Here is a 3363-nt window from a genome sequence, read left to right on the forward strand (position 1 = left end):
CAACCGCCGGGGGTGGGGGGGGGTTCTGTTGTTCCCGGGGTGGGTGGGGCGGGAGCAGGGAACCGGTCCCTCAAGCGGCCGCCGTCTCGCGCCCCGCGCCGCTCCGCTCCGCCGGCCCGGCCGCCACGTGCCCCCGTACCAGCAGGCATCCGAGCGCCCCGATGACGACCGCCGCGATCGGCAGCACCGCGGTCACGTGCAGGGTGGCGACGAAGGCGTCCGCGTACGTCGCCCCCCGCGCCAGCTCCGCCGCCAGCCGCCCCTGGAGCAGGGCCCCGACCGCCGCCGCGCCGATGACCGAACCGATCTGACGCACCGTGTTGTTCACCCCGGACGCCGCGCCCGCCAGCCGCGGTTCGACGTTGCGCATCGCCTCCGTGGACATCGGCGCCGCCACCAGCCCGACGCCCAGACCCGTCACCAGCGTGGCCGGCACGAAGGCGAACCAGGGCGTCGCGGGCCCCGCGATCAGCACGATGGCGACCATCCCCGCCGCGTAGCAGGCCAGGCCGGCCATCAGCAGGTACCTGCCCCCGATCCGGTCCGACAGCCGGCCCGCCCAGGGCCCCACGCACATCGACACCAGCGAGGACGGCGCCAGCACCATGCCCGCCTTGACGGCGCTCAGGTGCAGCACGCTCTGCAGGTACAGGTTGAACGGCAGGACCAGTCCGATCATCGCCATCGACACCAGCGCCACCATCACCGTGAGCACCGCGAAGTTGCGGTCCCGGAAGAGGGCGAACGGCACCAGCGGCTCACGCCGCTGCTTGCCCCGCTGGTGCAGCAGGAACCCGCCGGTCAGCGCCGCACCGGCGGCCAGCAGCGCCCAGATGCCCGCGCCCCAGTGGTAGTGCCGGCCCTCCTGCAGGGCGAAGGTCAGGCAGAACAGCGCGCCGGTCGCGATGAGTACGCCCGTCAGGTCGAAGCGGCCGGTCCGACCGGTGCGTACGTCCGGCACCACGAGCCAGGTCAGCAGCAGGGCGGCGATCCCGACGGGGACGTTGACCAGGAAGATCCAGCGCCAGCCGACGGTCGACACGAGGACCCCGCCCAGCGTCGGGCCCGAGAGGGTGGCGAGACCGGCGACCATGCCCCAGACGCCCATGGCGGTACCGCGCCGCCGCGCGGGGAACACCGAGATGATCAGGGTCATCGTCTGCGGCACCAGCAGCGCCGCGCCCAGGCCCTGCAGTGCGCGGGCCGCGATCAGGAACCCGGCGCCCGGCGCGAGCCCGCAGGCGACGCTGGCCAGGGTGAAGACCACCACGCCGCCTGCGAACAGCCTGCGCGGCCCCCACAGGTCCGCGAGCCGTCCCGCGCTGATCAGCAGCACCGCCAGCACCAGGGCGTAGCCGCTGACCACCCACAGGGTCTGGTCGAGCGTCGCCCCGAGGGAATCGATCATCTCCGGGATCGCGATGTTGACGATCGTCAGGTCCAGCAGCGTCATGAAGAACCCCAGCGCGACGGTGACGAGCACCGCCCACGGGTTCCCGGCCCACTTCCGCATCGGCCCCCACCCCTCCTTCTCCGTGCCCCGGCAGCGCCCGGCGGCCCACACCACGAAGATAACCCATCTTTTTTGATGCATCAATACAGATGGATATCTGGGTGTGCGCCGCGGGGCCCCGAAGTCGGTCCCGGGGGAGGGGGGTTCAGTCCGCGAGGACCTCCAGCAGGCGTGCCGCGAACTCCCGCGGCCGCTCCGTGCAGCCCAGGTGCCCGCCCGGGAACTCCGCGAAGCCGGCCCCGGTCAGCTCGGCCAGCCGTCGCGCCGGCCCGGACAGCGCGGGCTGCTCCCGCGAGTCCCGCCCGGCGGCCGCCACCAGCCGCCCGGCCTCCCGCCGCAGGCCCGCCACATCCGGCACGCTCGATGTGAACGGGCACAGCACGTGCTCCAGGAACACCGGCAGGTTCGCGTACATGCGCGGCGCCATCTCCCGTACCTCGGGGGGCAGTTCGACCGGCTCCCGCTCCTCGCCCGACCCCTCCCCGAGCCCCTCGCCGAAGCGGGCCATCGCGGCCGCGGCGCCCCGCGCGCGCAGCAGCGTACGTACCTCCGCGAACAGCTCCCGCCACGGTGCGGGATCCTCCAGCACCTCCACCAGCGGCGGCTCGTGCGCCACCACCCGGCGCACCCGCCCGGGGTGACGGGCCAGCAGGTCGAGCGCGGCGATGGCGCCCGCGCTGCAACCGAGGACGTACGCGGCCTCGTGCGGGGAGACCAGCTCCAGCACCCGGCACGCGTCGTCGCCCCAGTCCGCCACCCGCTGGTCGGTGTGCGGCCCGTCGAGCGGACTGCGGGAGTGGCCGCGCGGGTCGTAGGAGACGACGGTGTACCCGGCCGCGGCGAGGCCGGGGGCGACGGCCCCGTACAGCGCGGCGTCGGCTCCGCCGCCGGGGATCAGCAGCAGCACCGGGCCGTGGCCCCGCCGCTCGTAGCGCAGGGTGGCGCCGGGCACCTTCAGGGTGCCGGCCGTGAGCGTGCCCGTGTCCGTGTCCATCAGTTCTCTCCCCCGTCCCGGGACGGCCAGTTCTCCAGCGCGACGTGCAGCGCGTCCAGCGCCCGGGCCCAGGACTCCCGCACCTCGCGCGGGTGCCCGAAGCCGCCGCCGAGTTCCAGGTGGGCGAACCCGTGGAAGGTGCTGCGCAGCAGCCGGCCCGCGTCGGTGAGGTCCGGCTCCTCCAGTCCGTAGGCGCGGAGCATCCCGTAGGTCAGCTCGACGCTGCGGCGCAGCGCCGCCGAGTCCGCGACCTCCTCGGGCTCGAAGCGCATCTGCGTCGCCGCGTACCGGCCGGGGTGTTCCAGGGCGTACGCCCGGTAGGCGTCCGCGAAGCCGACGAGCGCCTCCTTGCCGGCCCGTCCCGCGACCGCGTCGGCGATCCGGCTGGTCATCTCCTCGGAGGCCAGCAGCGCGACCCGTACGCGCAGGTCCCGCAGGTTCCGCACGTGCGAGTACAGGCTCGCGTCCTTGACGCCGAACCGCCGCGCGAGCGCGGACAGCGTCACCTTCTCGATCCCCTCCGCGTCCGCCATCTCGGCGGCCGCCGCCACCAGCACGGCGGCACTCAGTCCGGCACGCACCATGGGGCATCCCTCCCTCACTGACTAGATCATCTAGGTAAAAACCTAGAGTCTCTAGGCAATGTTTGTCCAGCCCGAGAGGACCGGGGGAGGGCGGAGGACATGCGGAAGGGCCGGCCGAGGGCGCTCGTGCGGACGCCCTCGACCGGCCCTTCCGGACGGTCAGCTGTTGGCGGAGAGGTTGCCGGACAGGACCGGGATGTTGTCCAGGATGTGCGAGAGCGGCTCGTCGCCCTTGGCCTGGGTGGAGTTCTCGGTGCACTGCTGGTTCTGCG

The 3363-nt window shown here is 73.6% G+C and carries 3 protein-coding genes and 1 pseudogene; all 4 read right to left on the minus strand.

Features of this window, described 5'->3' with window-relative positions:
- Nucleotides 1-70 precede the first annotated feature (70 nt).
- Nucleotides 71-1513 (minus strand): DHA2 family efflux MFS transporter permease subunit, encoded by a 1443-nt coding sequence (locus ACFV0Q_RS39975; RefSeq protein WP_385012821.1) that lies wholly within the window; start codon nt 1511-1513, stop codon nt 71-73.
- 145 nt (nt 1514-1658) lie between these two features.
- Nucleotides 1659-2507 carry an alpha/beta fold hydrolase gene (locus tag ACFV0Q_RS39980; protein WP_385012823.1) on the minus strand — a complete coding sequence of 283 codons (849 nt, stop codon included), beginning with the start codon at nt 2505-2507 and terminating at the stop codon, nt 1659-1661.
- Nucleotides 2507-3091 carry a TetR-like C-terminal domain-containing protein gene (locus ACFV0Q_RS39985; RefSeq protein WP_385012825.1) on the minus strand — a complete coding sequence of 195 codons (585 nt, stop codon included), beginning with the start codon at nt 3089-3091 and terminating at the stop codon, nt 2507-2509. Before ACFV0Q_RS39985 ends, ACFV0Q_RS39980 begins: the two co-directional genes overlap by 1 nt.
- Before the next feature lie 159 nt (nt 3092-3250).
- A pseudogene (locus tag ACFV0Q_RS39990) lies at nt 3251-3363 on the minus strand (RdlA protein); the annotation flags it as partial.

Source organism: Streptomyces sp. NPDC059564 (genome assembly GCF_042735575.1).
GTDB lineage: Bacteria > Actinomycetota > Actinomycetes > Streptomycetales > Streptomycetaceae > Streptomyces.

Excerpts from the sequence above, each read along its gene's own strand:
- ACFV0Q_RS39985 (WP_385012825.1), bottom strand. The coding sequence starts at position 3,091 with ATGGTGCGTGCCGGACTGAGTGCCGCCGTGCTGGTGGCGGCGGCCGCC.
- ACFV0Q_RS39975 (WP_385012821.1), bottom strand. The coding sequence starts at position 1,513 with ATGCGGAAGTGGGCCGGGAACCCGTGGGCGGTGCTCGTCACCGTCGCG.
- ACFV0Q_RS39980 (WP_385012823.1), bottom strand. The coding sequence starts at position 2,507 with ATGGACACGGACACGGGCACGCTCACGGCCGGCACCCTGAAGGTGCCC.